Below are 25,553 nucleotides of genomic sequence, written 5' to 3' on the forward strand. Positions count from 1 at the left end.
GGTGGGACGCGCTGGTGGCGCTGGCCGAGCGGCTGGCGTGCCCGGTGTACCAGGAGTCGTTCGGCGGGCGGGCCGGGTTCCCCCAGGACCACCCGCAGTACGCGGGGGTGCTGCCCGCCGACCGGGCGGGGCTGCGGGAGCGGCTCGGGGCCCACGACGTGGTGCTGGCGGTGGGCGCGCCGGTGTTCCGCCAGTACCCGTACGCGCCGGGGCCGCTGGTGCCGCCCGGCACCGTGGTCGCGCTGGTGACGGACGATCCCTCGGTGGCGCATCGCGGCCCGGCCGACCTGGCCTACCTCGCCTCGCCCGCGGTCGTCTGCGCCCGTCTGGCCGAGCTCCTGCCGCAGTCGCCGCGTCCCGGCTCGTGGCCGCGCCGTCCCGGCCACGAGCCGGGCGGGACGGGGCCGCTGCGTCCCGCGGACGTGCTGTACGAGCTGGCCGGGCGGCTGCCCCGTGACGCCGCGCTCATCGAGGAGACGCCGTCCTCCCGTCCCGACCTGCACCGGCTGGTGCCCGCCAGGACGTCGCTGGGCTTCGTCTCGGCGGCCATGGGCGGGCTCGGCTTCGCGGTGCCGGCCGCCGTGGGCCTGCGGATGGCGCTGCCGCAGCGGCCGGTCGTCGCGGTCGTGGGCGACGGCTCGGCCCTGTACGGGCTGCACGCCCTCTGGAGCGCCGCGCACTACGGGGTGGGCGCGCTGTTCGTCGTGCTGGCCAACGGCCGGTACGCGGTCATGGACCGGCTGGCCGACAGGCACGGCGGCGGCCCGCCCCCGTGGCCGCCGTTCACCGAGGTGGACATAGGCGGCCTGGCCAGGTCGCTCGGTTGTCCCGCCGTGCGGGTGGACTCCTATGCCGGGCTGACCGGGACCCTCGACGACGTCCTGCCCACGCTCGCGACCCGCACGAGTCCCCTGCTGCTCGACGTGGCCGTGAGCGTGGATCCGGAGTTCCACCCCTGAGGAGGCGCACCATGACGTTTCTGGACCCCGGGATCTGGACGGGATCGGTCTTCGACGGCGGCTGGACGGCCGCGCGGGCCGGTGACGCCCCCGTCGTCGAGCCGGCGACCGGGAACGAGCTGGGCCGGGCGGGCGTGGCGGGCCCCGAGGACGTGGCGGCCTCGGCGGCGCGGGCCCGGCGGGAGCAGCGGGCCTGGGCCGCGACCCCGTACGAGGAGCGGGCCGCGCTGCTGCGGCGGGCCGGGCGGCTGTTCGAGGAGCACGCGCAGGAGATCCAGGACTGGATCGTGCGCGAGTCCGGCGGGGTACCGGGCAAGGCGGCCTTCGAGACGCACGTGGCGGCGCAGGAGTGTTACGAGGCGGCGGCGCTGGCCTCGCAGCCGCTCGGCGAGCTGCTGCCGACGGCGCGCAGGCGGCTCAGTTTCGCGCGGCGGGTGCCGGTCGGCGTCGTGGGGGTGATCGCGCCGTTCAACTTCCCGCTCATCCTCGGCATCAGGTCCGTCGCACCGGCGCTGGCGCTGGGCAACGCGGTCGTGGTCAAGCCGGACCAGCGCACCGCCGTCTGCGGCGGGTACGCCGTCGCCCGCGTCTTCGAGGAGGCCGGGCTGCCCGCGGGCCTGCTGCACGTGCTGCCGGGCGGCGCGGACACCGGCCGGGCGCTGGTCGCCGACCCGGGCATCCCGGTGATCTCCTTCACCGGCTCCACCGCCGCCGGGCGCGCGGTCGGGGAGCTGGCGGCGCGCTCGCTCAAGCGGGTGCACCTGGAGCTGGGCGGCAACTCGGCGCTGGTCGTCTTCGACGACGCCGACCTCGAACCGGCGGTCTCGGCGGGCGCGTGGGCGTCGTTCTTCCACCAGGGGCAGATCTGCATGACGTCCGGACGGCACCTGGTGCACGAGGCCGTGGCCGGGGAGTACGTGGAGCGGCTGGCCGCCAGGGCCGCCGATCTGGCCGTCGGCGACCCGGCCACCGGGCCGGTCGCGCTCGGCCCGCTCATCGACGCGGGGCAGCGCGACCGGGTGCACCGGCTGGTCACGCAGAGCGTGTCGGCCGGGGCGCGGCTGGCGGCGGGCGGGACGTACGAGGGGCTGTTCTACCGGCCGACGGTGCTGGCGGAGGTGCCGGTGGACGCGCCCGCGTACGCGGAGGAGGTGTTCGGGCCGGTGGCCCCCGTGACGACGTTCGGCTCGCTGGAGGAGGCGGCGGCGCTGGCCGCCGGCTCGGAGTACGGGCTGTCGCTGGGGATCCTGACGCGGGACGTGATGAAGGGCCTGGCCCTGGCCGACCTGGTGCCGACGGGCATCGTGCACATCAACGACCAGACGGTGGACGACGAGGCCGTGGCCCCGTTCGGCGGGCTGGGCGCGTCGGGGACGGGCGCGCGCTTCGGCGGGAGCGGGGCCAACGCCGCCGCCTTCACCGAGACGCAGTGGGTCACCATGCAGGGTGACATCGCTCGATATCCCTTCTAATCAGTTTCGCCCGGTATCGTCACTGAATGGGGAAACGTCTGGAAGCCGAGCCCGCGTACCGGGCCAGGCTCACGGTGGACGCCGGTCAGCGCGTGCTCACCGGCGCCGGCGCGTTCTTCGCCGACAACCGGCCCCTCGTCGGCCACGCCAGGCGGGCCGCCGGCGAGGGGACGCTGCGTTACTACTGGCGGGGCGCCGACCGCCACCTCTACCGGGTGACCGTCGAGAGCCACGACACCGAGCGCGGGCCCGTGACCGGGCTGGAGGCCCAGCGCTGCCTGGCCCCGTGGGGGCTGACCCAGCGTGAGCACGAGGTGCTGACGTGCGTGGCCGTCGGCATGACGAACCCGGAGACGGCCGCCCGGGTGGGGTGCGGGACCCGTACCGTGGCCACGCACGTCGAGAACGTGCTGGCCAAGCTGGGCGCGCCGACGCGGGCGGCGGCCGCGGCGCTGGCCATGGCCGAGGAGGCGCTGCTCGCGCCGTTCGCCGAGCCCGACGAGGCCCGCGAGGAGGCACGCGAGGAGACCGGCCGGCATCTGCGCGAGGACCGCGGCGTCTGGCGGGCGGTCGTGCCGCGCGGCGAGGCGCGGCGGCGGCCCATCCGGCTGGGGGCGATCTACCCGCTGGAGGGCCCGCGCCGGTTCGACGCGCTGGCCATGCGGCGCGGCGCGGCCATCGCCGTGGACGAGTTGAACGCGCGGGGCGGCGTGGCCGGGCGGCGGATCGACCACCTGGCCATCGAGGTGTCCGGCGACACCGACGCCGACCTGCTGCGGGCCCTGGACTACCTGCGCTCGCACGACGTGGACGCCATCACGCTGGGCAACGTCAGCCCGCGGTGCCACCTCGGCGCGATCACGCGGGCCGCCGAGTACCGGGCGCCGCTCCTGCACTCCATGGTCACGCCGTCGATCGCGGAGCACGTCCATGACAATCCGGGCGTGCTCGGGCAGACGTTCCAGGTGTGCGCGACGGAAAACGCCTACATGTCTGGATTTTTCAGGACGTTGGATCTGCTGGCGACCTCCGGCCAGTGGCAGCCGGACAACCGGCGGGTGGTCGCCGTGGTGCGCGCCGAAGGCTTCGACCCCGTGCAGGCGTCCGGGCTCGACCGGCTGGCCGCGGCCGGCGGCTGGGAGCTGACCGCCATGGTGCAGGTCCCGGACACGGGCGTGCCCTGGCCGTCGGTCGTCGCCGCCGTGCAGGCCCGCGACCCGGCCGCCGTGCTGGTGTGCACGTACATCGAGGACGAACTGCGGCTGTTCCTGCGGGAACTGCGCAAGACCGGCTCCCGCGCGCTCGTCCACACCGTGTGGACGCCCACGATCCCCCGCTTCGAGGAGCGCATGGAAGGGCTCGCGGAGGGGCTGCTGTGGTCCACCGTCATCGGGACGTACGGCGACCCCGTCAGCGCCAGGTTCATGGAACGCTACCGGCGCGCCTACGGGGACGAACCGGGCAGCGGCAGCGCCGCCATCCACTACGACATGATCCACATGCTGGCCGGGGCCTGGGCCGCGGCCGGGCGGCCGTGGGACTTCGGCGCGGTCGTGCGGTCACTGCGGGAGAACGTGCACCGGGGCGCCGCCGGGCCGTACTACTTCGGCGGACGCGGCCAGCGCGCCCTCGTCTACCCGGACGACACCTACGACGCCTCGCTCGCCCACGCCCACCTCGTCCACCAGGTGCAGGACGGCAAGAGCCGGGTCATCGCGCCCGTCGAGCTGGCCCGGCACCGGTTCCGGCCGCTACCGGTCCAGCCAGGAGGGCATGGCGGGTGAGCCGAGGCCCGCGCCGCCGTCCGCGGCGAGCACGTGCCCGTTCACCCAGGCCGAGTCGGGCGAGCACAACCACAGCAGGCTGGGCACGATGTCGTCGGGGGTGGCCACCCGGCCCGCCGGGCTCGCCGCCCGCACGGCCTGCACGTAGGCGTCGGGCACGGGGCTCAGCGGCGAGCCGACGTCCACGAAACCCGGCGCGACCGCGTTGACGCGCACACCCAGCGGGCCCAGCTCCAGCGCGAGCCCCCTGGTCACCGCCTCCAGGGCCGCCTTCGAGGCCGCGTAGACGGTGGTGCCCGGACGCGGGCGCAGCGCCCCGCCCGTACTGGTGAAGACGACGGACGCGGTGCGCCCGTGCCGTACGCACAGCTCGGCCAGCGCCGTGGCGGCCATCAGCGCCGAGCGCGTGTTCACCGCCATGACCGTGTCGAACAGCTCCTCGGTCGTCTCCAGCGCGCGCCGCGCCGGGAACACCCCGGCCACGTGCAGGAGAGCGTCCAGCGGCCCGGACGACTCCCACGCCCGCGTCACCGCCGCCCGCGCCGCGCCCGGCTCCGCCAGGTCGGCCACGATGTCCACCGGGACGGCGGACCGAGGCGAGTCCACCCCGACCACCTCGTGCCCCGCCGCCGACAGCGCCGCGCGCAGGGCCGAGCCGATCCCGCCGCCCGCGCCCATGACCAGCGCCCGCATCAGGACGCCCGGAAGGCCCGCGCCACGTCCAGGCACGTGCGGAAGGCCAGCGGACGCTCCAGGCAGGCGTCGAGGAAGCGTTCCAGGCCCAGCATGCGGTGCCCGCGCCCGATGACCTGCGGATGGAAGGTCAGGACGCACACCCCGCCGGGCTCGTCCCGCAGCATGTAGTCGACGTCGTCGAGGAAGTTGCGGAACACCGCCGCCGGCTCGCGCAGGCCCGGCATGACGCCGTTGTCCAGGCGCAGGTACTCGAACTGCGGGTAGTCGTCCAGCGACCACGACACCGGCAGCTCGACGAGCGTGGTCGGCTCGCCGAACCGGTACGGGCCGTCGGGGTCGGCCACGTCGCCGCGCCTGGCGTAGTAAGGGGTGTAGTCGGTGGCCATGAGGCTGGAGTCGTACTCGCAGCCGAGTTCCAGCAGCACGTCCACGGTGGAAGGCGTGAAGTCCCAGCTCGGCGTGCGGTTGCCGACGGGCTGGTAGCCGGTGACCCGGACGATCGACTCGCGGGCCCGCACCGCCGCCGCCAACTCGCCGGCCCGGTCGAGCCTGGAGACCGGCTCGTGGACGTAGCCGTGCAGCGCGATCTCGTGCCCCGCCTCCGCGATGGCGGCGCACTCGGCGGGATAGGTGTCCACCGTGTGCCCGGGGATGAAGAACGTGGCGGTGATGCCGCGCTCCCGCAGCATCCGCAGGATCCGCGGCACCGCGTGCGCCCCGAACTCGCCCCGCGACACCGGGCCGGGCGAGGTCATCCCCCGCGCCAGCCAGAGCGAGATCGCGTCGAAGTCGAACGTGAGGCAGATCGTCGAGCGGTCGTCAGGCATGGTCCTCCTCGATGTCGAAGCAGATCTCCGGTTCGGCGCCGGCGGCGAACAGCTCGTCCAGGCGCCACCGCTCGTACGGGCGGGCGCAGGGCGGGTACTCGGCGATGCACAGCTCGCGGGCGGTCAGGTCCATCACCACCGAGTAGACCGACGCGATCTCCTCGCCCGCGCCGACGCCGGGATCCACGTGGCGGCAGATGCTGTCGGGGTAGGAGTAGTGGTCGCGCAGCGCGGCGACGATGTCGGCCGGCTCCAGGGTCCTGGCCGCGGCGGCGTCCTCCAGCAGGTGCCTGGCCCTGGTGGGCCGCAGCAGGGTCAGCGCCGAGGTGGTGGCCTTCCGGTCCACCAGCGGCAGCGGGGCCTGGAAGTGGTTGGAGTGGGTGATCAGGCCGTCCTGCGGCAGCAGCGTGCCGAAGACGCCCGGTGCCACCTCCAGGTCGATCGCCTCGCCCCCGGCGTCCGCGATGAGCAGGTTGCCGGAGGAGATGCGCACCACGTCCAGCGCCTTGCGGTGCGCCTGGCTCATCGTGCGCGACTGCAGCACGCCGCGCAGCAGGTAGTGGTACGGAACCCCGGCCCCGCCGGTGTCGCGGTCGGAGACCAGCAGGTTCGCGCACACGCCCAGGCCCGCCGAGTTGAGCCCCGACTTGGCCAGCATGCCCGCCTCGGCCAGCGTCAGGACCGTGAAACCCTCGCTGTCCCTGGTCGCCAGCAGGAACGTGACCGGGCCCTGCTCGGGGTGCCAGTCCCAGTTCTGCGCCAGCAGGGTGTGGCCCTGCCGGGTGTGCTTGGGGAGCACGGCCACCGAGGTGCAGCCCTCGTCGCGGTAGCCGGTGCCGTACAACATCTCGGTGCGGGCGTTCAGCGCGGTGATGTGCTCGATGCGCTGGCCCGCGCCGGCCGCGAGCCCCTCCAGCATGGCGGCGATGCGGGCGTCGTACGTCCGGGCCACGTCGAGGTAGGTCGCGCCCCAGCGCAGCACGTCCGCGTCGGAGAGCCCCGCGTCGTCGCGGAAGCGCCGCAGGTAGGTCCGCAGGCTGCGCTCGACCAGTTCGCTCGTGCGGCGGCCGAGCTCGGCGCCCATCTCCTCGTACGTGCCCTCGACCGCGATCAGCTTCGTCATCGTGTGCCTCCCTCTCAGCGCAGGCTCCGGTGGGCGCTCTCCTTCATGCCGACCAGCACGGAGAGCGTGACCGCGGCGGAGACGATCGGCAGCAGGGCGGTCGCCATCCCGGAGCCGGTGAGCTGGACCAGCCCGGTGGCCACGAACGGAGCCGTGCCGCCGAAGGCCATGACCGCGAAGTTGTATCCGATGGACATCGTCGAGTAGCGCAGCTTGGTCGGGAACAGCTCCGACAGCGCGGCGGGACCCGGGCCCGAGAACATCGCCAGGATCACCCCGATCGCGATCTGCCCCGCGTACACGCCGGCCACGCCGCCGTTCTGGATGAGCGCCATGACGGGCCAGCTCAGCACCAGGAAGCCGATCGCGGCGGAGATCAGCAGCGGCCGGCGGCCGATCCGGTCCGACAGCGCGCCGAAGCCCGCGATGCACACGGTCAGGGTCACGAGACCGACGAGGTTCGAGACGCGGGCCACGCTCTCGTCCACGCCCGCCACGTCGGTGAGCCAGGTCGGCAGGTAGGTGAGGAAGAAGAAGTACGCGACCGTCCACAACATCGTGAACCCGAAGCCGCGCAGGATGCCGGGGAACTGCGTGCGCAGGCCCTCGCGCAGCGGGCTCTTCGCCGTCTCGCCCTTGGCCTGCTCCTCGGTGAACGCCGGGGTCTCGGCCAGGCCGTACCTGAGCCACAACGCCGCCACGGCCGTGAGCGCCGACAGCAGGAACGGCACCCGCCAGGCGCCCTCCAGGACCTGCTGCTCGGTGAAGATCGTGTTGTTCAGCGCCACGACGCCCGAGGCCAGCAGGAACCCGCCCGCCGTCGAAACCTGGTTGAAGCTGCCGAAGAAGCCGCGCCGGCCCGCCGGGGCGTACTCGACCAGGAACGCGGCCGAACCCGCCCACTCACCCGCCACCGAGAAGCCCTGCACCATGCGCAGCAGCACCAGCAGCAGCGGGGCCAGGACGCCGATGCTCTCGTACGTCGGCAGCAGGCCGATCAGGGTCGTGGCCGCGCCCATCATGAGCACGCTGACGACCAGCGCGATCCGGCGGCCGAACTTGTCCCCGATGTGCCCGAACGTGATCGCGCCCAGCGGGCGCATGAGGAAGCCGACGGCGAAGACGGCGAAGGTGTACAGGGTGCCCGCCAGGCCGTCCGAGGCCGGGAAGAACAGCTTGCCCAGGGTGGCGGCCGTATAGGCGTACACCAGATTGTCGTAGTTCTCCATGACGTTGCCGAAACTGCCCGCCACCACGGCGCGCACTTTCGAGCTGGTGGCGCCGGCTGTGGTTGCCGGCGCGGTGCTGTCGCCGCTCATCGCGACCTCTCACTTCGTGGGGGGGTTGGGGTTCAGGACGCCGTGTATCCGCCGTCCACGGGCAGCAGGACGCCCGTGACGAACGACGCCTCCGGGGAGGCCAGATAGCAGACGGCCGCGGCCACGTCGGCCGGGTCTCCGGGACGGGCCATCGGAGCACGTTCCACGCGCGGGCGCAGGTGCTCCTCGGGCAGGTCCTGGAGCAGTGGGGTGACGAAGACGCCCGGCAGGACGCTGTTGACCCGGATGCCTCGCGGAGCCAGCTCCACCGCGGCCGTCCTCGTCAGCATGTGCAGGCCGGCCTTGCTGACCTGGTAGGCCACCGAGGACGGCAACGCGGGCGGCGGCGGGGGCGGGATCTGGCCGTAGATGGAGCCGATGTTGACGACGCTGGCCCGCGGGCTGGCCGTCAGCTCCTCGACGAACGTGCGGATGCCCGTCCAGGGGGCCCACAGGTTGGTCCGGAGGATCCGGTCCCAGTCGTCGTCCGTGGTGGTCAGCAGGTCCGCGCGGGCGCTGACGCCGGCGTTGTTGACGAGCACGTCGAGCCGGCCGTACGTGGCCCGCACCTCGGCCGCCAGGTCCTGCCACGAACGCTGGTCGCGGACGTCCAGCGGGTGGAAGCGCGCGCCGGCCGGAGTCTCGGACTCTTCACGGGCGCGCAGGTCGCCGTAGACGACGCGCGCGCCCCGCGACGCCAGCCCGTCGACGATGGCGGCGCCGAGCCCGGAGGCACCGCCGGTGACGACGGCGACCAGCCCATCCAGCTCCATGGACACCTCCTCGGGGACTGCTCCGCCGGCGTTCGTGCTGGCAGAGCCCTTGGAGACCATCCTGGGACGACGAACGGGCGGCAACCTCCGTCAAATGACGGAGGAGGCACCGCGAGTCGGCGGGGCGCCTTCGGTTTCTGTCGATGGGAGCTGCTCCGTGCCCCAGTCCCACAGCGCTTGGAGGACGGGGCCGAGGCGGCGCCCGTGCGGGGTGAGCGTGTAGTGCACCCGGGGCGGCCAGCCGGATTCGCGGCGACGATCGAGCACGCCGGCCGCCGTCAGATGGGCCAGCCGATCGGACAGGACCTTGTCCGACAGCGCGGGCAGGGCCCGGCGGAGTTCGGTGAAGGTGCGGCCGCCGTGCAGGAACTCGCGGATCACCAACGTCGTCCACCGGCCGTGCAGGGCCGCGAGGGTGATCTCCACCGGGCAGGAGGGAGTGGGTTCGACGACGTTCGCGCAAGGGTCGTCGGGCAGGCCCGGCTGACCAACCGTTTGGTGAGTCACGAGAGCGCCTCCTAGCGTTGCCGTGTCCATCTGGTGGAAGGACCTGTATCGATGATGCGACAGCTCGCCGAACGTCCCGAGGACGTGCCCATGGTGTTCGCCGAACGGTTCAACAGCGGGGAGGTGGCGGCGGTGGCGGAGGTCTACGAGAGCGGGGCGGTGTTCGTCGCCGAGCCGGGCTCGCCGCTCGTCGGGCCGGAGGCGCACGCCGCCAACAGCCGATTCGTCGGGCTCGGGGTGCCGATCACGGTCCGGCCCCGGCACGTCTACACCACGGGCGATCTCGCCCTGCTGATCGTCGACTGGGTCATCGACGGCACCGACCGCGACGGCCGGCCCGTGCACATCGAGGGCACCGCCACCGATGTCGCCCGACGCGGTCAGGACGGGCGCTGGCGATATGTCATCGACAACCCTTTCGGCGGAGCTGGGTAGGTCGGGTGACGGGTCGCGTCGCCCGATCCCGACGGTTGCCCGGGAGATCCGCTCGCGCCTTTCCGTGCGCCGCCCCTGACGTACGGTCCGGCGGTGTCGCCCGGCTTCGAAGCCGGGTGGTCGGCCCGCCTTGATCGGAATGACCGCCTCGGCGCCTTCCCGGACGGCTCGGCCGCTCCCTAGGCGGTGTGCTGTCCGGCGAGGCGGCGCTCGGCGGCCTCCACCACGTTGGACAGCAGCAGGGCGCGGGTCATCGGCCCGACTCCGCCCGGGTTGGGCGTGAGGTAGCCGGCGACCTCCTCGACATCGGGCGCGACGTCTCCGGCGATCTTGCCGTTGATGCGGGAGACCCCGACGTCGAGCACGGCGGCGCCCGGCTTGACCATGTCCTTCGTGATCAGCTCGGGCACCCCGGCCGCCGCCACCACGATGTCGGCCCGGCGCACGTGGGCGGCGAGGTCCTGGGTGCCGGTGTGGCAGAGGGTCACGGTGGCGTTCTCGCTGCGGCGGGTCAGCAGCAGCCCGAGCGAGCGGCCCACGGTGATGCCCCGGCCCACCACGGCGACCTCGGCCCCCTTGATCGGCACGCCGTACTCCCGCAGGAGCAGCACGATGCCGTACGGGGTGCAGGGCAGCGGCGCCTCGACCATGTGGACGAGCCGGCCGAGGTTGACCGGGTGCAGGCCGTCGGCGTCCTTGGCCGGGTCGATGCGCTCCATCAGGGCCATCGTGTCGAGGTGCTTGGGCAGCGGGAGCTGGACGATGTAGCCCGTGCACGCGGGTGAGGCGTTCAGCTCGTCGATGGCCGCCTCGACGTCGGCCTGGGAGGCGGTCGCGGGCAGGTCGACGCGGATGGAGGCGATGCCCACCTCGGCGCAGTCGCGGTGCTTGCCCGCGACGTAGATCTGGCTGCCGGGGTCGTCGCCCACCAGCACGGTGCCCAGGCCGGGGATGACGCCGCGTTCCTTGAGCACGGCCACCCGATCGGTGAGGTCTGCCTTGATCTTGGCGGCGGTCGCCTTGCCGTCGAGTTTCACTGCGCTCATGCCCGCAATCCTTCCATGCCCGCCCGGCTTCTCCGCACCGGACCTTCCGTACACGCCGGTTCCGGTGCGCGTGCCGAGCCGGTTATCCACAGACGCCAGGCAGCCGGGCCGAGTTATCCACAGGCTGGGGGTGACATCGTTGTCATTGATCTTGGAAGGGCTTAGTGTTACGGGCGCCAGCAACACGTGCACGGAGGTTCCCCCTTGCCTTTCCGCCTGCTGTCCGCAGAGCCGACCGGCCCTTTCGCCGGCACTCGTGACGAGCCCCGCCAGGTGCCGCGTGTCACCGTCGAGCAGCCCGGTGGCCCCCGCCGGCCCGACCACCACCACGAGCGCTGATGAGCTGCGTCCTCGCCATCGACATCGGCGGAACCAAGCTCGCCGCCGCGCTGGTCGACGAGGCCGGTTCCCTGCTGCGCAGCGCCACCCGTCCGACGCCTCGTGCGGAGGTCATGTCCGCCCTGGCCGCCCTCATCGCGGAGGTCCTCGACGGCGGCCCGCCCCCGCAGGCGGTCGGCATCGGCTGCGCGGGCCCCGTAGACCTCTTCTCGGGCACCGTGAGCCCGGTGAACATGCCGAGCTGGCGCGGGTTCCCGCTGCGCGACGAGGTGCGCGAACTGACCGTGCTCCCCACCGTGCTGGCCGGCGACGCGCAGTGCTTCGCGCTCGGGGAGCACTGGCTCGGGGCCGGGCGCGGGTGCGCGTCGTTGCTGGGCGTCGTCGTGTCGACCGGTATCGGCGGCGGCCTGGTGATCGACGGCGTCCCGCTCCTCGGCCCGACCGGAAACGCCGGGCACGTCGGCCACATGAGCATCGACCCGTACGGCGAACGTTGCGAGTGCGGCGGCCGGGGCTGCGTCGAGCGCTACTCCAGCGGCCCGAACATGACCCGCTGGGCCCTGGAGAACGGCTGGTCCCCCGGCACGTTCCGCGCCCAGGCGGATGACGCCGGTCCCGAGCACGCCACGCCAGGCCCGCCGGTCGCGGGCCGGGGCCGCACACCGGGGCCGGGGCGGGGATCAGAGCGCGGGATGGAGCCGGGCCATGAGGTGCGGGCGGATGCTCGGACGCTCGCCCAGGATGCCGCCGCCGGAGACCCCGTCGCGGTGGCCGCCTTCGAACGTGGCGCCAGGGCGCTGGCCGGCATGATCGCGTCCACGGCCGCCACCGTCGAGATCACGGCGGTGGTCATCGGCGGTGGCGTGTCGGCCGCGGGCGAGGTGCTCTTCGAGCCGCTGGAACGCGCGCTCGACGACGTGACCGGCCTGCCCTTCGTCAAGGCGGTCCAGGTGCGGCAGAGCACTCTGGGGGTGCGCGCCAGCCTGGCCGGGGCCGCCAAGCTGGCCTGGACCTCCAACCCGCCGATCACCTGAAGCCGTCCGCCGGTCCGTTCTAGTCGCGTTCGGCCGCGGCCTGGGCCGCGCGGCGCTCGATGATGCGGCGGGTGAAGGGGATGACCTCCACCACGCGGCTGCCGAGGTAGGCGCCGACGAGGGCGAGGACCAGGAGCACGAAGGGGTTGGTGGCCACGCCGTTCATGGTGACGAATGCCTGCAGGAGCGCGTCGAACGCCATCGGGGAACTCCGGGGGACGAGGAGCGGGGAAGGAGTTCAGGGTAGCCCGGCCGCACGAATGCTCGCCGCTAAAACGGATAAAGGGTGACATGTTTGACCATGTCACCCTTTATCAACAGCACCTGGACGATCAGTGGAAGAAGTGGCGGGTCCCGGTGAAGTACAGGGAGATGCCGGCCTTCTTCGCCGCCTCGATGACCTGCTCGTCCCTGATGGAGCCGCCGGGCTCCACGACCGCGCGCACGCCGGCCTCCGTCAGCACCTCCAGCCCGTCGGGGAACGGGAAGAACGCGTCGGAGGCCGCCACCGAGCCGGCCACGCGCTCCCCCGCCCGGGTGACGGCCAGGCGGCACGAGTCGACCCGGTTCACCTGGCCCATGCCGACGCCCACGGTGGCGCCGTCGCTGGCCAGCAGGATGGCGTTCGACTTCACCGAGCGGCAGGCCCGCCAGGCGAACTCCAGGTCCGCCAGCACCTCGGGCGAGACGGGCTCGCCCGCCTTGAGCTCCCACTGCTGCGCCGAGTCGCCGGACGCGTCCACGCGGTCCACGGTCTGCACGAGCAGGCCGCCGTCGATCCTGCGGAACTCGGTCGGCGACGAGGGGCCCTCCTGGCAGGCCAGCAGACGCAGGCTCTTCTTGCCGCGCAGCACCTCCAGGGCCTCTTCGTCGTAGCCGGGCGCGATGACGACCTCGGTGAACACCTCGAAGATCTGCCTGGCCAGCTCCGCCGTGACCGTCCGGTTCACGGCGATCACGCCGCCGTACGCGGAGACGGGGTCACAGGCGTGCGCCTTGCGATGCGCGTCGGCGACGTCGGCGCCGACGGCGATGCCGCACGGGTTCTGGTGCTTGATGATGGCCACGCAGGGCTCGGAGAAGTCCCAGGCGGCCCGCCAGGCGGCGTCGGCGTCGAGGTAGTTGTTGTACGACATCTCCTTGCCGTGCAGTTGCCCGGCCCCGGCCAGCCCGCCGGATCCGGCGGTGCCGCCCGCGTAGAGGGCCGCGCGCTGGTGCGGGTTCTCGCCGTAGCGCAGGGTGGCCTTACGCTCGTACGCCGTCCCGGCGAAGTCGGGGAACTCCTCGCCGCCCCCCACGTACGTGCCGGCGAACCAGTTCGCCACCGCCACGTCGTACGAGGCCGTGTGCGCGTACGCGACGCCCGCCAGCCGCCGCCGCTGGGTCAGCGTGAAGCCGCCCTCGGCCAGCGCGTCGAGCACGTCGCCGTAGAAGCTCGGGTTCACCACGACGGCGCAGGTGTTGTGGTTCTTGGCGGCGCCGCGGATCATGGCCGGGCCGCCGATGTCGATCTGCTCGACGCACTCCTCGTCGGACGCCCCCGAGGCCACCGTCTCCTGGAACGGATACAGGTTCACCACCACGAGCTGGAACGGCTCGATCTCCAGCTCTTCGAGCTGCGCCAGGTGGTGCGGCTTGGTGATGTCGGCCAGCAGCCCGGCGTGCACGCGCGGGTGCAGTGTCTTGACCCGCCCGTCCAGGCACTCGGGGAAGCCGGTGAGCTGCTCCACCTTCGTCACCGGGATCCCGGAGGAGGAGATCGCGGCGGCCGTGCCGCCGGTCGAGACGATCTCCACTCCGGCGCCGTCGAGGGCTCTGGCCAGCTCCTCGAGCCCGGACTTGTCGTAAACAGCGATCAGCGCGCGCCGGATGGCGATGCGAGTCACGTGGTCTCCCCTCCTGTGTGGTTGCCGATGCGGACGTTGCGCCCGCTGACCGTCCAGCCCTCGCGAGCCATCCGGCCGACGGTCTCGACGAGCAGCCGGCGTTCGACCGTCTTGATGCGCTCGTGCAGGACCGCCTCGTCGTCGTCCGGCTGCACGGGCACCGCCGTCTGGGCCACGATCGGCCCCGTGTCGACGCCCTCGTCGGCCAGCATCACCGTGCAGCCGGTCACCTTGACCCCGTGGGCCAGCGCGTCACGCACGCCGTGCGCGCCGGGGAACGAAGGCAGCAGCGCCGGATGGGTGTTCAGCACGGGGAACGCGTCGAGCGTCGGCGTACCCAAAATTTTCATGAAGCCCGCGGACACGACCAGGTCCGGCTCGTACGAAGCGATCTTGGCCGCGATGGCGGCATCCCATTCCGATCGTTTCGCATAATCGCCCATTTTTTCGACGAATGTCGGGATATCCGCCCTGGTAGCCCGAGCCAGACCCTCGATGCCGTCCCTGTCGGCACCGACCGCTACCACCCGAGCGCCGTACGACGGGTCGGCGGAAGCGTCCAGCAGGGCCTGTAGGTTGGTTCCAGAGCCGGAGACGAGGACGACGAGCCGCCCAGCCTTAGACACACGCACTCCAATGAGGAAACAGGGTGGGGGTCACAGGGTATCTGTTCATCGTCCGGCGACGCAGAGGAGGTCAGGTGTCGACACCGGTGAAGGCACCGGCAGGCCAGCAGCCCGCGGAGTCAGCGGGCCGCCGAGCGATCTGGTTGTCCATCGCAGCGCTGGCCATGACGTTCATGTTGCCGCTCGCGGGGCTGGTCATGGCGCTGTTCGCGCTGATGGCCGGGGTCCGCGCGCTGCCGTTGCTGCGAGGGGAGGGCAGGCCCACCGGCGTGGCGGTGGGTGGCATCACGGTGTCCTCGATCGCCCTGGCCCTGTCGGCCGCGGCCACGGCGATGCAGCTCTACCTCATGGACGAGTACTCCGCCTACCAGGAGTGCATGAAGGGCGCCACCACCGTTTCGGCGCAGGGCGAGTGCTTCACCCAGTTCAGGGACGCCGCGGAGCGCAAGCTCCCGGCCGACGTGCTCGAAGTTCTCGGCGCCATGCAGCCGTGACGGCTCCGGCCGTCCCGCCCCCGGGGCGGCCGGAGTCAGTCGCGGTCCCAGGCGTACGGATCGACGTAGATCACATGGCCGCCGCGGTCGTCCGACTCGTCCACGATGTCCTTACGCGGCGGCCGGGCGGCCGGCGGCGGGCCCTGCGGACGCGGGCGCGCCTGGGCCAGGGTCTCCGCCTCGGCTGAGGCGTGCTCGTCCTGCCAGTCGTCCCTGATGACCGGGATCTCCTGGGTGTCGGCCTCCGTGGCGTCCATCCAGTGGCCGGGCAGCGGACGCGGATCCGACTCCGCCAGCCCCACCCTGCTGGCCGCCTTGGCCAGCGCGGCGCCCGCCTTGCGCACGGGGGCCGCCGCCTTGTCGAGCGGCACCCGGGCGCGCTTGTTGAGCAGCAGCAGGTTGGTCACCCCGGCCGAGATGCCCGCGGCCACGCCGACCTCCAGCGCCACCGACAGCGCCACCTCCCAGGGCGAGGGCCCGACCGTGGCCAGCCGCCCGCCGCCGATGGGCCCGCCGGACAACGCCGCCAGCACACCCGCCACGAGCCCCGTCGAGACCCCGGTGAGGAACCCCCACAGCGGCGCCGCCTCGTACGACGGCGACGGGGAGATCCTGGCCACCATCACGCCCGCCACGGCCCCCGCCGCGAACGGCACGGCGACCACCGCCATCATCCACGCCGGCACCGGCCCGCTCTCCGGCAGCGCGCCCAGCAGCGGCAGGCTGGGCACGGTGCCGAGCTGCACGCCCGTGGGCGCCACCAGGGTGTCCGCGCCGATCGCGAACCCGGGCCCGGCGATGTAGGAGAAGGCCCACACCACGGCGTTGAGCACGTAGAGAAGCTGCAGCAACGCCAGCAGCACGCCGCCCACGAACCCGGGCGAGAGCACGTCGGACAGCTCCTCGACCTGCCGGAAGTTCAGCGCGACGGCGAGCAGCACGAGCACGAACCCGGCCACGAGCAGCAGCGCCGTGGCGACCGCCGTGCCGACCGTCAGGGCGCGCACGCGCTCGGGCAGCAGCCGCAGCATCACCCGCCACGGCCCGATCATGCGCGCGGTGGCCAGCGAGCCCGCCAGGAACGCCAGCAGGAAGTGGCTGAGCAGCGCCTCACCGATGAAGGGCTGGGTGATCTCGTTGCTCGCCACGAGCGCGATCAGGCCGGCGAGCAGCGCGTACGGGGCCGCCAGCGACACCCCGGCCTGCGCCACCAGCACGAGCTGGGCCCGGCGGCGCGCCCCGGCCTGCTCCCTGGGACTGTTCTTCGGCAACCGGGCCGGCAGGCGCAGCCGCAGGTCGGCGTCGCGGGCCATCCATCGGCCCGCGCGGTAGAGCAGCACGGCGGGCAGGAACATCAGCCCGAGCGGCAACAGGCCGACCCGCCCGCTCGGAATGGCGAACCCGGCGTGGTGGGCGGCCAGCCACAACTGCGCCGCCGTGCGGAACACCCCCGGCAGCCCGGTGCCCAGCGTGCCACGCGGCGCCGCGATCCAGCCGACCAGGGTGAGCGTGGTGAGCGCGGCCAGGCCGACGCCGAGCGTGAAGACAGCGGCCAGCATTCCCGACACCGGTAGTGGGCGCCTGGTCTCGTCGTCGTCGCCGGAGAGCTTGCCAAGCATCGACCGGGGGGCTGTACGCAACTGGTCGAGGATCGCCGTCACAGGGCGATTTTCTCAATCTTTCCCAACCAAAGCTTGGTTGACGCGCCGTACTCCCCTGACTTCCCGCACGGCGCTCCTCCGTCCGTCCGCCTCGGCGCCCGCTCTTCCATCCGTCGCGATGCTCCTTGTTCGATCCGTTACGGCACAGCCACCTTGCCCCACCCGCCGTCGCGGGCGCGCCCCCTTCCAGGGAGACGCCGCCTGAACCCGTCAGTGGCGCGCCGCCGTCACGACGCGAAGTGGGCCGGGTTCCGTGGCGACCCGTGAACCGTCCGGGAGGGGCGAGGTTCTCCCGGACGCACGAAAGCCCCACGCGGATGGGCCGCGCGGGGCTTTTCGCGCTGTGGGGTCAGCGTGCCTGCATGATCTCGCGCATGAGGCGGGCCGTCTCGGAGGGGGTCTTGCCGACGCGGACGCCGACCTTCTCCAGGGCCTCCTTCTTGGCCTGGGCGGTGCCGGCGGAGCCGGACACGATGGCGCCGGCGTGGCCCATCGTCTTGCCCTCGGGGGCGGTGAAGCCCGCCACGTACGCCACGACCGGCTTGCTGACGTGCTGCTCGATGTAGGCCGCGGCCCGCTCCTCGGCGTCGCCGCCGATCTCGCCGATCATCACGATCGCGTCGGTGCCGGGGTCCTCCTGGAAGGCCTGCAGCGCGTCGATGTGCGTGGTGCCGATCACGGGGTCGCCGCCGATGCCCACGGCCGTCGAGAAGCCGAAGTCACGCAGCTCGTACATGAGCTGGTAGGTCAGCGTGCCGGACTTGGAGACCAGGCCGATACGGCCGGCGGTGGTGATGTCGGCGGGGATGATGCCGGCGTTGGAGGCGCCGGGCGAGGCGATGCCGGGGCAGTTGGGGCCGATGATGCGGGTCTTGTTGCCGTTGGCGACGGCGTAGGCCCAGAACTCCGTGGAGTCGTGCACCGGCACGCCCTCGGTGATCACGACGCAGAGCGGGATCTCCGCGTCGATGGCCTCCTTGACCGCGTCCTTGGTGAACTTCGGCGGCACGAACACGACCGACACGTCGGCGCCGGTCTGCTCGATCGCCTCCTTGACCGTCCCGAACACGGGCAGGCCCTCGTGCGTGGTGCCGGCCTTGCGGGCGTTGACGCCGCCGACGACCTTGGCGCCCGAGGCGAGCATGCGGCGGGTGTGCTTGGTGCCCTCACCACCGGTCATGCCCTGGACGATGATCTTGCTGTTGTCAGTCAACCAGATGGCCATGGGTCACGCACCTACCGCAGCGAGCTCGGCGGCGCGCTTGGCCGCTTCGTCCATCGTGTCTACCAGCTCGACGCGCGGGAGCGCGGCGTCGGCCAGGATCTGCCGCCCGAGCAGGGCGTTGTTGCCGTCGAGACGGACCACCAGCGGGTGGGTCACGGCCTCGCCGCGGCTCTCCAGCAGCTTGAACGCCGAGACGATGCCGTTGGCGACGGCGTCGCAGGCGGTGATGCCGCCGAAGACGTTCACGAAGATCGACTTGACGCTCGGGTCGGAGAGGATGATCTCCAGGCCCGCGGCCATCACCTCGGCCGAGGCGCCGCCGCCGATGTCGAGGAAGTTGGCGGGCGACGGCTTGCCGGGGAACGCCTCGCCGGCGTAGGCGACGACGTCGAGGGTGGACATGACCAGGCCCGCGCCGTTGCCGATGATGCCGACGTCGCCGTCGAGCTTGACGTAGTTGAGGTCCTTCTCCTTGGCCTTGGCCTCGAGCGGGTCCTCGGCCGCCTTGTCGGCCAGCGCCTCGTGGTCGGCCTGGCGGAAGGCGGCGTTCTCGTCGAGGGTGACCTTGCCGTCGAGGGCCTTCACCTGGCCGTCGGCGGACAGGATCATGGGGTTGACCTCGACGAGCGTGGCGTCCTCGTCGACGAAGCAGCACCAGAGCTTCTCGATGAGCTCGGCGGCGCCGTCGACCGCCTTCTCCGGCAGGCCGCCGGCCACCGCGATCTCGCGGGCCTTGGCGCGGTCGACGCCCGTCAGCGCCGAGACCGGCACCTTGGCGACCTTCTCCGGCGAGGTGTGCGCGACCTCTTCGATGTCCATGCCGCCCGCGGCGGAGCAGATCGCGAGGAACGTGCGGTTGGCGCGGTCGAGCAGGAAGGAGAAGTAGTACTCCTCCGCGATCGCGCTGGCCTCCTCGACGAGGACCTTGTGGACCGTGTGGCCCTTGATGTCCATGCCGAGAATGGCCTCGGCCTTGGTGACGGCGTCGGCGGCGTCGTCGGCCACCTTCACGCCGCCGGCCTTTCCACGGCCACCGGTCTTGACCTGAGCCTTGACGACAACGCGGCCGGTCAGCTCAGTGGCGGCCGACCGTGCCTCCTCCACAGTGTGGGCGACGATGCCGCGCGGCACAGGGATGCCGTAGTCAGCGAAGAGCTCCTTCGCCTGATGTTCGAACAGGTCCACGAGGGTCCGTCCTTGCTTATCCGACTGATGTTCGACGCCCCGGGCAACCCGTGCGTGCCGGGCGTTTCCGCCAGTGAAGCCTAGCCCGAAGCTTGACCTGCCCAGGTCACCGGGGCGAGGTTCTTCCGCTATGTGACGGTGATCTCACTTCCCCAGGACGGCACCTGCACGGAAATTGCATGAATTAGCCGCCATATACCCTGCCACTCGATATATGGTCGTGATCTTCCAATGGAAAGCTTGCCTCCGCTCCTCGTTGTAATGCCGAAGGAAACCAGAATGAAGCGAATTCTCGCGGTTCTGACGCTCGCGTCGTCGGCCGCGATCATTGCCGCCGCACCCGCGCAGGCCGCGCCCGTGAACCCGGCGAAGGCATTGAAGAAGCAGTACGTGGCCGGGCACGGCGTACGGGTCTCGGAGACGGCCCGCATGTCCGGGTTGGGCACAGGCTCGCAGGTGTCGACGACGACCGGGGCCCTGGAGTTCGGTAAGTCGGGAATCGTCGCAACCGACCTCCGGTATCGCGCAAAGGGCGGACTGGCCGGCCTCTCTCCGACCCGGACAATCACCGTCGGCAAACACTCGTACGCTCAGGGTGGGATATACAGCGAGGGTTTGCCCGAAGGTAAGACTTGGGTGCGCTACCCCAACGACATGAGCCAGCGCAGCACCAGCCAGCCGCTTGACATCTTCGATTCCAAGGTGCTCAAAACCCTCGTCTCGAAGGCCAAGAGCTTCAAGGGTGGAACGTACCGGGGCGCGCTCACGTTCGGTGAGCTCGGCAAGCTCTACGGCGAACCGATCAACAAGGCGCTGGGCAAGGTCAAGATCAACTATGCGCTCGGCGTCAACTCCAAGGGCCTCATCACGGGGATCCGCAGCGAGTACGTCATAGACTTCGGCGTCCTCGGCAAGAGCACCGCCAACGTGAGCACGCGTTACACGGGCTGGGGCGCCAAGATCACGGTCAAGGCCCCGCCGTCCGACGCGGTGATCGACTTCACCGAGCTCGGGGCCGAGACGGAAGTTCCGCAGGAGATCCCGAACGGCTCGCTGAACTCGCTCGGCACGGCCCGGTAACCCCGGCCCCGTCGAGCCCTCCGACCGGGGCCGGACCTGATCCGGCCCCGGTCATCACCATCACCCCCTCTCGACATCTAAGGAATTCCGCATGAAGCGAATCCTGACCGGCGTGGCGTTAGCCGCGTCCGCCGCCTTGGTGACCGCCACGCCCGCGCTGGCCGCCGCGCCCAAGGACCCGGTGGTCGCCGTCAAGAAGCAGTTCGTCGCCGGCAAGGGCGTGAAGTTCACCGAGCGCACCACCGTGGCGAACGAGTACGGGCGTGGGGTGTTCCTCCGCCGCACCGGCGCCCTGCAGTTCGGCAGGTCGGGGATCACCGCCTCCGACATCACCGGCAAGCTGAACATCTCGTCGAAGGACCTGGAGGGCCTCGACGAGAGCGGCGACGCGGCCGACTCGGCGGCGACGATCAAGGCGATGATCCAGCCCGAGCGCACGATCCGGATCGGCACCACGTCGTACATCTCCGGCAACATCTGGACGACGCTGCTGCCCGAGGACAAGACCTGGTTCAAGGCGGCGAACGGCCCGACCGGCGGCATGCTCGGCTCCTTCGGCCAGCCGCTGAACCTGGCCGAGCCCGCCACGATCAAGACCCTGCTCAAGGGCGCCAAGACCACCGGCAGCGGCTACGCCGGCAAGACGCTGGTCCGCGACCTGTGGAAGGCGTCGCCCTGGCTGCGCGCCACCTGGCTGTCCAAGCCGTCCGCCAAGGCGATGAAGTCGGCCATCACCTGGCGGCTCACCGTGAACAAGTCGGGCCTGCCCACCCGGATCGTGTCGACCTTCCCGGCGACCGCGATGGGGGTCTCCGGCGGGACCGTGAGCGTGGACACCAGCTACACCGGCTGGGGCTCCGCGGTGTCGATCAAGGCCCCGCCCGCCGACGAGGTCGCCACCAAGTTCTCGGACGGCGAGGACGACATCACCAGCCTCGACCTGCCCCTCGGCAACCTGGCCGGCTGACCCTGGCCCCCTCTCCCGCCGGCTCCGGCGGGAGAGGATCCTTCTTCGGCCGGGACGCCGATGCCCCGCCTTCCGAGGCGCGGGCGAGCACCGGCGCCCGGCACGCAGGCGAAGACCGGGCTTCCGGCACGAGGGCGAGCGTCCGTGTGTGCCTGGCCCGGGTATCGAAGAGAGCGGCGACAGGCCCGATCGGCACGAACCCCAGGGTCCGGGGTCTGGTACCGGTCAGGTGAGACTCAGCCGGGTGTCCCGGAGACCCGCCCACTCCAGCGAGTGCCTGATCCCCTCCTCGATCGAGTAGCGGGCGCGCCAGCCGAGCAGCCGGTGGGCGCGGTCGCTGCGCGTGTAGGCGCCGGCCACGTCGCCCGGACGGGCCGGGGCCTCGACGAGTTCGATCGGCCGATCGACGACGCGGTTGAACGCCTCGGCCAGTTCCCGGACCGTGGTGCCCGCGCCGGTGCCCAGGTTGATCACGTCGGTGTCGAGGTCGTCGAAGCGGCGCAGCGCCGCCACATGGGCGGCGGCCAGGTCCCAGACGTGGATGTAGTCGCGGATGCCGGTGCCGTCGCTGGTGGGCCAGCCGGTGCCGGTGATGCGGAACGGGGCCCGCTCCTCATACGCCTCGATCATCTTGCCCAGGGCGTGGCTGGGACGGCGGAGCTGCAGGCCCGTGCGCATCTGGGGGTCGGCGCCGATCGGGTTGAAGTAGCGCAAGGAGAGGATCTTGATGGGCAGGCCGGCGGCGATGTCGGCGAACATCCCCTCGCAGACGGCCTTCGTGCGCGCGTACGGGCTCTGGGGGTCGAGCGGGGACTCCTCGGTCACCGTGTGGTCGGCGCCGGCGCGGTAGATCGACGCCGAGGAACTGAAAATCATCCGGATGCGTCCGTTTCGGCTGTTTCGGCCGTTTCGGAGCAGGTGGTCGACGAAGTCCAGGCTCTTGGCGACGTTCGCGCGGTAGTAGCCGAGGGGGTCGGCCACGGAGTCGGGGACCACGATGAGGGCCGCGCAGTGGATAACGGCCTCAATATCCGGATTTTCGGCAAATATCTTGTCAACCAGCGGGCCGTCGCTGATATCCCCCTCGTAGAACACCCGGCCCTCGGCGAACTCCCGTCGTCCCGTCACGAGATTGTCCAGAATCACCGGGTCGATCCCGGCGTCGAGGCACGCCGACGCGATCGTGCTGCCGATATAGCCCGCCCCGCCAGTAATCAAAACGCGCATCCCCGAACCCTAGCCACTCCCTCGGTACGCGTGAGCATGCCTGTGGATAACTCGCCCAGACCCGCTGCCGGGCGGAACGGCAGGGCGCGTCCGACGACACCCGGCCGCACACGGATCCCCTGACAACGTGACATGACGGCGGAGATCTGGCCTGGCCGGCTTTCGCGCGCGACATTTCCTGCCATGGGCAGGGACGTGCCAGTGGTCATATCCGGGCTTTGACGGGCATGACACTGGAGTACATACAGCGCGTGCGCACCAACGAATCCGTACACACCTGGGATGTTTGAGACGACCTGCGACCTTGGGAGTGTGTCAAGCCCGTGCCCCGTGCTCTGCCCCCCGCCGCCCCGCACTCGCCCGCCCGGCAGCTCGCCAGGCGACTCCTCGGGCGACTCGCCACACCGCTCACCCGGTCGGCCGCCAGACCACCGTTCAGGTCACTCACCCGACCGCTCGCCGCATCACACGCGGAACAACCCTCCGAGCCGACCACCGGACCGACCGCCGGGCCGATCTTCGGGCCGATCTTCGGGCCGCATGCCGGACCGACCGCCGGCCCCCATGCGGGCCCGCATGGCGAGCCATCCACCGTGCCGGGTGCTGGGCGGATCACCAGGACACCGACCGGCTCACCCGCTTCCCGGGCCGCCTCCCGAGCCCCTTCGCGTGCCCGCTCGCGAACCATCCCAGGTCCTCGTGCCCTGGTCGCCAACCTGGTCGCCAACCTGGTCGCCGCCCTGGTCGCCGTCACCATGGCCACGGCCTGCGGCGTCGTCGGCCTGCCGTCCATGGACACGAAGGGGGCCGACTCGTTCCAAGAGGACGTCGTCACGGCCCGCACGCTGACGGAGGAATTCTGGAAGCAACAGTTCCAGCAGCTCGGCAGCGCCTACCGCCCTATCGCCGACTTCATCCCCTACTCGGGGAACGCCGGTCCTGCCTGCGGCAACCAGCCCGCTGTCCCGAACAACGCCTTCTACTGCCCGATCGGCCACTTCATCGCCTACGACCAGGACTGGATGGAAGGGCTCTGGAACGAGATGGGCGACGGGTCGGTCTACATCATCATCCCGCACGAGTTCGGGCACGCGGTGCAGGCGCAGCTCCGTACCGAGTTCACGCTGAACGTCCAGCTTGAGCTGCAGGCCGACTGCTACGCGGGCGGCACCCTGTCCGGGCTGGTCGGCTCGGGCGCGCTGAAGGCGGAGGAAGGGGACGAGAACGAGCTGTTCGTGAGCCTGGCGGCGGCGGGCGACCCCACGGACGACTGGCTCAACCCGGCCGCGCACGGGACGTCGGAGCAGCGACAGGCGTCGTTCGTGCAGGGATATCGGGGCGGGGTGCGGGCCTGCTGAGGACGTACGTCCGCACGGCCGATCGAACCTGGGGATGTATCGACAGGTCAACCCGCAGGAGGATGTTACCGATCATGACCTCGCTCTACCGTTGAGCCATGCCATTGGAGGAGATCAACTGGCTGCGCCGGGGCGCGTGCAGATCCAGTGACCCCGACCTCTTCTTCCCCCTCGCGCCCACGCCCTTGCAGGAGTCCCGTGCCAAGGCGGTCTGCGCGACCTGCCAGGTGCTGGAGGAATGCCGCTCCTACGCCTTACGAGCCGGGGAGGCGGAAGGCATCTGGGGCGGCCTCACACCGGAAGAACGCCGCCGCACCCGCTTCCCCGACGGCTGGCGCCGTCCCGCCGCCTCCTGACCTGCACACCCCACCGGCGGAACGACAGCGTGGTGAATCGCGGCGCGCAAATGGAGGCATCGCGAGAGTCGGGTGCGGCCGGTGGTGGGTGTCGGTTGGGGTGGAACGCCTGGGTGGGCGGTTGAGTGCCGCCTGCGTCGGGCGGGACGTAGCCTGCAAGGGTGCTGCTGCGATCGATCGCCGTTCTGACCGCCGCCAACATCCTCAACAACAAGATCGCCCCGCGCCTGGGGCCGCTGACCTCCGCCGCCGCGACGGCCGCGCTGGTCGCGATGGCGCGCAGGTCAGGCGTGTCCTGGGAGGAACTCGGGTTCGAGCACGGCCGGCGGGGCGCCGTTGCCGGGGGTGCACTGGCGGCGGCCGTGGCCGGTGTTTACACGGTCGGCATCGCCTTGCCGCGTACCCGGCCGTTGTTTCACGACGAGCGTGCGCTGTCGCTCTCGCGCGCTCGTGTCCTTGAGGAGGCACTGCTTCAGGTCCCAGTCGGCACGGTGTTGCTGGAGGAGGTGGGTTTTCGCGGAGCGCTGTACGCGATGGTGCGTCGGCGGCGTGGCACGGTCGCGGCCACAGCCGTCTCCTCCACGCTGTTCGGGCTCTGGCACATCCTGCCCTCCATCGACATGGCCCGGGCCAATCCCGCGCTCGGCGCCCTGACCGCAGGTGAGTCGCCTGGGCATCTGGATACCGCGCGGGTCGTGGTGGGCAGTGTGGTGTCCACGGCGGCGGCCGGGGTGCTGTTCTGTGAGCTGCGCCGGCATCGTGGGCTGCTGACTCCCGCCATGCTGCATCTGGCTACCAACTCGCTGGGGTATCTCTTCGCCCGGGTCGCGGCCAAGATGGACGGTCCCAAGGCCGTTCCGGCTACCACCGACGCTCTGCCCGACAAGCCCGCTCCGGCCCGCTGACCTCAGCCCCCACCAGGCGACGTCAGGATGAACCGTCGATGAACCGCGTCGCGGCATCGGGCTGCGCTCGCTGAGGCTGCTCCCATCCGCCGGGTTCCGCGCGCTCGGCGGCGACGCCCCCACCCGTTTTCTCCTTCCCGCCAGGGTCAGTCACGCCCACGGAGTCCGCCGCACCAACCGGACCCTCCCACGCACGCGAACTCCCCACCCTGCGAAACCACCGCCAAGTGCCGGGCCAGTTCACTCGGTTGTGACGCTCCCACCGATCC

At 71.6% G+C, this 25,553-nt stretch carries 25 protein-coding genes; 11 read left to right on the forward strand and 14 right to left on the reverse strand.

What is annotated here, in order from left to right; all coding sequences use genetic code 11:
- The 3 genes from FAF44_RS37330 to FAF44_RS37340 form a co-directional block, all read left to right on the forward strand.
- The coding region (locus tag FAF44_RS37330; protein WP_237108071.1) for a thiamine pyrophosphate-dependent enzyme at nucleotides 1–959 on the forward strand (959 nt) is incomplete at its 5' end.
- Nucleotides 960–970: 11 nt separating this feature from the next.
- Entirely contained in the window at nucleotides 971–2,431 is a 1,461-nt protein-coding gene (locus FAF44_RS37335; protein WP_237108072.1) for an aldehyde dehydrogenase family protein, read from the forward strand.
- Between the two features lie 26 nt (nucleotides 2,432–2,457).
- Complete coding sequence (locus FAF44_RS37340) at nucleotides 2,458–4,215, forward strand: ABC transporter substrate-binding protein (RefSeq protein ID WP_237108073.1); 1,758 nt, start codon at nucleotides 2,458–2,460, stop codon at nucleotides 4,213–4,215.
- On the opposite strand, the gene FAF44_RS37345 is transcribed toward FAF44_RS37340, so the two are convergent.
- The 6 genes from FAF44_RS37345 to FAF44_RS37370 all read right to left on the reverse strand — a co-directional run bounded on the left by FAF44_RS37345 (nucleotide 4,183) and on the right by FAF44_RS37370 (nucleotide 9,460).
- Nucleotides 4,183–4,944 carry an SDR family NAD(P)-dependent oxidoreductase gene (locus FAF44_RS37345; RefSeq protein WP_237108074.1) on the reverse strand — a complete coding sequence of 254 codons (762 nt, stop codon included), beginning with the start codon at nucleotides 4,942–4,944 and terminating at the stop codon, nucleotides 4,183–4,185. The genes FAF44_RS37340 and FAF44_RS37345 overlap by 33 nt on opposite strands.
- The gene (locus FAF44_RS37350; protein WP_237108076.1) at nucleotides 4,908–5,738 is read right to left on the reverse strand and encodes a polysaccharide deacetylase; all 831 of its coding nucleotides are present in this window, start codon (nucleotides 5,736–5,738) and stop codon (nucleotides 4,908–4,910) included. Before FAF44_RS37350 ends, FAF44_RS37345 begins: the two co-directional genes overlap by 37 nt.
- Complete coding sequence (locus tag FAF44_RS37355; protein WP_237108077.1) at nucleotides 5,731–6,861, reverse strand: C45 family peptidase; 1,131 nt, start codon at nucleotides 6,859–6,861, stop codon at nucleotides 5,731–5,733. The genes FAF44_RS37350 and FAF44_RS37355 overlap by 8 nt, the downstream gene beginning before the upstream one ends.
- A gap of 14 nt (nucleotides 6,862–6,875) precedes the next feature.
- Nucleotides 6,876–8,180 carry an MFS transporter gene (locus FAF44_RS37360; RefSeq protein ID WP_237108078.1) on the reverse strand — a complete coding sequence of 435 codons (1,305 nt, stop codon included), beginning with the start codon at nucleotides 8,178–8,180 and terminating at the stop codon, nucleotides 6,876–6,878.
- Nucleotides 8,181–8,212: 32 nt separating this feature from the next.
- Nucleotides 8,213–8,953 carry an SDR family NAD(P)-dependent oxidoreductase gene (locus tag FAF44_RS37365; protein WP_237108080.1) on the reverse strand — a complete coding sequence of 247 codons (741 nt, stop codon included), beginning with the start codon at nucleotides 8,951–8,953 and terminating at the stop codon, nucleotides 8,213–8,215.
- A 90-nt stretch (nucleotides 8,954–9,043) separates the two neighbouring features.
- Nucleotides 9,044–9,460, reverse strand: coding sequence for a helix-turn-helix domain-containing protein (locus tag FAF44_RS37370; protein WP_237108081.1), 417 nt, complete (start codon nucleotides 9,458–9,460; stop codon nucleotides 9,044–9,046).
- Nucleotides 9,461–9,511: 51 nt separating this feature from the next.
- On the opposite strand from FAF44_RS37370, the gene FAF44_RS37375 reads away from it, so the two are divergent.
- The gene (locus tag FAF44_RS37375; RefSeq protein WP_237108082.1) at nucleotides 9,512–9,895 is read left to right on the forward strand and encodes a DUF4440 domain-containing protein; all 384 of its coding nucleotides are present in this window, start codon (nucleotides 9,512–9,514) and stop codon (nucleotides 9,893–9,895) included.
- Nucleotides 9,896–10,074: 179 nt separating this feature from the next.
- Here FAF44_RS37375 and FAF44_RS37380 read toward each other — a convergent pair whose 3' ends face one another.
- Nucleotides 10,075–10,941 carry a bifunctional methylenetetrahydrofolate dehydrogenase/methenyltetrahydrofolate cyclohydrolase gene (locus tag FAF44_RS37380; protein ID WP_237108083.1) on the reverse strand — a complete coding sequence of 289 codons (867 nt, stop codon included), beginning with the start codon at nucleotides 10,939–10,941 and terminating at the stop codon, nucleotides 10,075–10,077.
- 338 nt (nucleotides 10,942–11,279) lie between these two features.
- On the opposite strand from FAF44_RS37380, the gene FAF44_RS37385 reads away from it, so the two are divergent.
- Nucleotides 11,280–12,314: an ROK family protein gene (locus tag FAF44_RS37385; protein ID WP_237108084.1), complete on the forward strand. Its 1,035-nt coding sequence runs from the start codon at nucleotides 11,280–11,282 to the stop codon at nucleotides 12,312–12,314.
- A 19-nt stretch (nucleotides 12,315–12,333) separates the two neighbouring features.
- Here the strand turns inward: FAF44_RS37385 and FAF44_RS37390 are convergent, their stop codons facing one another.
- The 3 genes from FAF44_RS37390 to purN all read right to left on the reverse strand — a co-directional run bounded on the left by FAF44_RS37390 (nucleotide 12,334) and on the right by purN (nucleotide 14,826).
- Nucleotides 12,334–12,516, reverse strand: a complete 183-nt coding sequence (locus tag FAF44_RS37390) for a hypothetical protein (protein ID WP_237108086.1) — start codon at nucleotides 12,514–12,516, stop codon at nucleotides 12,334–12,336.
- A 130-nt stretch (nucleotides 12,517–12,646) separates the two neighbouring features.
- On the reverse strand, nucleotides 12,647–14,200 hold the full coding sequence (gene purH / locus FAF44_RS37395) for a bifunctional phosphoribosylaminoimidazolecarboxamide formyltransferase/IMP cyclohydrolase (protein ID WP_237108088.1): 1,554 nt from the start codon (nucleotides 14,198–14,200) through the stop codon (nucleotides 12,647–12,649).
- Entirely contained in the window at nucleotides 14,197–14,826 is a 630-nt protein-coding gene (purN, locus tag FAF44_RS37400) for a phosphoribosylglycinamide formyltransferase (protein WP_237108089.1), read from the reverse strand. The genes purH and purN overlap by 4 nt, the downstream gene beginning before the upstream one ends.
- Nucleotides 14,827–14,900: 74 nt before the next feature.
- Between purN and FAF44_RS37405 the strand changes: the two genes are divergently transcribed.
- Complete coding sequence (locus FAF44_RS37405; RefSeq protein ID WP_237108090.1) at nucleotides 14,901–15,320, forward strand: hypothetical protein; 420 nt, start codon at nucleotides 14,901–14,903, stop codon at nucleotides 15,318–15,320.
- 35 nt (nucleotides 15,321–15,355) lie between these two features.
- Here FAF44_RS37405 and FAF44_RS37410 read toward each other — a convergent pair whose 3' ends face one another.
- From FAF44_RS37410 to sucC, 3 genes are all read right to left on the reverse strand, one after another.
- Nucleotides 15,356–16,981, reverse strand: a complete 1,626-nt coding sequence (locus FAF44_RS37410) for a DUF6350 family protein (RefSeq protein ID WP_237108091.1) — start codon at nucleotides 16,979–16,981, stop codon at nucleotides 15,356–15,358.
- Between the two features lie 349 nt (nucleotides 16,982–17,330).
- The gene (gene sucD, locus FAF44_RS37415) at nucleotides 17,331–18,206 is read right to left on the reverse strand and encodes a succinate--CoA ligase subunit alpha (protein WP_237108092.1); all 876 of its coding nucleotides are present in this window, start codon (nucleotides 18,204–18,206) and stop codon (nucleotides 17,331–17,333) included.
- Nucleotides 18,207–18,209: 3 nt separating this feature from the next.
- Nucleotides 18,210–19,391: an ADP-forming succinate--CoA ligase subunit beta gene (gene sucC, locus FAF44_RS37420; RefSeq protein ID WP_237108093.1), complete on the reverse strand. Its 1,182-nt coding sequence runs from the start codon at nucleotides 19,389–19,391 to the stop codon at nucleotides 18,210–18,212.
- 279 nt (nucleotides 19,392–19,670) lie between these two features.
- On the opposite strand from sucC, the gene FAF44_RS37425 reads away from it, so the two are divergent.
- Together FAF44_RS37425 and FAF44_RS37430 are read left to right on the forward strand one after the other, a co-directional pair.
- Nucleotides 19,671–20,471 carry a hypothetical protein gene (locus FAF44_RS37425; protein ID WP_237108094.1) on the forward strand — a complete coding sequence of 267 codons (801 nt, stop codon included), beginning with the start codon at nucleotides 19,671–19,673 and terminating at the stop codon, nucleotides 20,469–20,471.
- A 91-nt stretch (nucleotides 20,472–20,562) separates the two neighbouring features.
- Nucleotides 20,563–21,438: a hypothetical protein gene (locus FAF44_RS37430; protein ID WP_237108095.1), complete on the forward strand. Its 876-nt coding sequence runs from the start codon at nucleotides 20,563–20,565 to the stop codon at nucleotides 21,436–21,438.
- Between the two features lie 225 nt (nucleotides 21,439–21,663).
- Here the strand turns inward: FAF44_RS37430 and galE are convergent, their stop codons facing one another.
- Nucleotides 21,664–22,665: a UDP-glucose 4-epimerase GalE gene (gene galE / locus FAF44_RS37435; protein ID WP_237108096.1), complete on the reverse strand. Its 1,002-nt coding sequence runs from the start codon at nucleotides 22,663–22,665 to the stop codon at nucleotides 21,664–21,666.
- A gap of 593 nt (nucleotides 22,666–23,258) precedes the next feature.
- Between galE and FAF44_RS37440 the strand changes: the two genes are divergently transcribed.
- The 3 genes from FAF44_RS37440 (at nucleotide 23,259) to FAF44_RS37450 (ending at nucleotide 25,284) form a co-directional block, all read left to right on the forward strand.
- Complete coding sequence (locus FAF44_RS37440; protein WP_237108097.1) at nucleotides 23,259–24,023, forward strand: neutral zinc metallopeptidase; 765 nt, start codon at nucleotides 23,259–23,261, stop codon at nucleotides 24,021–24,023.
- A gap of 98 nt (nucleotides 24,024–24,121) precedes the next feature.
- Nucleotides 24,122–24,379, forward strand: a complete 258-nt coding sequence (locus FAF44_RS37445) for a WhiB family transcriptional regulator (protein WP_237108098.1) — start codon at nucleotides 24,122–24,124, stop codon at nucleotides 24,377–24,379.
- A gap of 161 nt (nucleotides 24,380–24,540) precedes the next feature.
- On the forward strand, nucleotides 24,541–25,284 hold the full coding sequence (locus FAF44_RS37450) for a CPBP family intramembrane glutamic endopeptidase (protein ID WP_237108099.1): 744 nt from the start codon (nucleotides 24,541–24,543) through the stop codon (nucleotides 25,282–25,284).
- The last annotated feature ends 269 nt before the right edge of the window (nucleotides 25,285–25,553 follow it).

This window comes from Nonomuraea sp. MG754425, assembly GCF_021699195.1.
In the GTDB taxonomy this organism is placed as follows: domain Bacteria; phylum Actinomycetota; class Actinomycetes; order Streptosporangiales; family Streptosporangiaceae; genus Nonomuraea.

Coding starts and splice junctions, on each gene's coding strand:
- FAF44_RS37390 (WP_237108086.1), bottom strand. CDS start 12,516: ATGGCGTTCGACGCGCTCCTGCAGGCATTCGTCACCATGAACGGCGTG.
- FAF44_RS37350 (WP_237108076.1), bottom strand. CDS start 5,738: ATGCCTGACGACCGCTCGACGATCTGCCTCACGTTCGACTTCGACGCG.
- FAF44_RS37425 (WP_237108094.1), top strand. CDS start 19,671: ATGAAGCGAATTCTCGCGGTTCTGACGCTCGCGTCGTCGGCCGCGATC.
- galE (WP_237108096.1), bottom strand. CDS start 22,665: ATGCGCGTTTTGATTACTGGCGGGGCGGGCTATATCGGCAGCACGATC.
- sucD (WP_237108092.1), bottom strand. CDS start 18,206: ATGGCCATCTGGTTGACTGACAACAGCAAGATCATCGTCCAGGGCATG.
- FAF44_RS37335 (WP_237108072.1), top strand. CDS start 971: ATGACGTTTCTGGACCCCGGGATCTGGACGGGATCGGTCTTCGACGGC.
- FAF44_RS37360 (WP_237108078.1), bottom strand. CDS start 8,180: ATGAGCGGCGACAGCACCGCGCCGGCAACCACAGCCGGCGCCACCAGC.
- FAF44_RS37380 (WP_237108083.1), bottom strand. CDS start 10,941: ATGAGCGCAGTGAAACTCGACGGCAAGGCGACCGCCGCCAAGATCAAG.
- FAF44_RS37365 (WP_237108080.1), bottom strand. CDS start 8,953: ATGGAGCTGGATGGGCTGGTCGCCGTCGTCACCGGCGGTGCCTCCGGG.
- FAF44_RS37340 (WP_237108073.1), top strand. CDS start 2,458: ATGGGGAAACGTCTGGAAGCCGAGCCCGCGTACCGGGCCAGGCTCACG.
- FAF44_RS37355 (WP_237108077.1), bottom strand. CDS start 6,861: ATGACGAAGCTGATCGCGGTCGAGGGCACGTACGAGGAGATGGGCGCC.
- FAF44_RS37385 (WP_237108084.1), top strand. CDS start 11,280: ATGAGCTGCGTCCTCGCCATCGACATCGGCGGAACCAAGCTCGCCGCC.
- FAF44_RS37430 (WP_237108095.1), top strand. CDS start 20,563: ATGAAGCGAATCCTGACCGGCGTGGCGTTAGCCGCGTCCGCCGCCTTG.
- FAF44_RS37375 (WP_237108082.1), top strand. CDS start 9,512: ATGATGCGACAGCTCGCCGAACGTCCCGAGGACGTGCCCATGGTGTTC.
- FAF44_RS37445 (WP_237108098.1), top strand. CDS start 24,122: ATGCCATTGGAGGAGATCAACTGGCTGCGCCGGGGCGCGTGCAGATCC.